We start from the raw sequence: 233 nt of genomic DNA, 5'->3' as shown, positions 1-233 counted from the left end.
TGCCTGCTTTGGTAAAGCGGTAGGCGAATTTGGTTTTTTGGTGGGTGGTTCCGTAAAGAGCAGCCAAGAAAACAGCGCAGGGGGGGAGGCTCCATGCAAACTTCCCAAGGGTGGAGAGGTCATTGTCGTTGTGTAACATCAAATAAAATACTATGACCATGGCTATGGTCATGAAAGCAAACATGCCATTGGCAATGGTCGTGTTGTAGGGGCGGGCCCTAATACGCCATTCC

General features: G+C 49.8%; 1 pseudogene. It reads right to left on the bottom strand.

Annotated elements, in window-relative coordinates:
* Positions 1-233: pseudogene (locus tag F3I16_RS21130) on the bottom strand (hypothetical protein); the annotation flags it as partial.

The sequence above is a fragment of the Pseudomonas sp. L-22-4S-12 genome, assembly GCF_009799935.1.
Classification (GTDB): domain Bacteria; phylum Pseudomonadota; class Gammaproteobacteria; order Pseudomonadales; family Pseudomonadaceae; genus Aquipseudomonas.
This window is presented reverse-complemented; position numbering and strand designations above follow the sequence as displayed.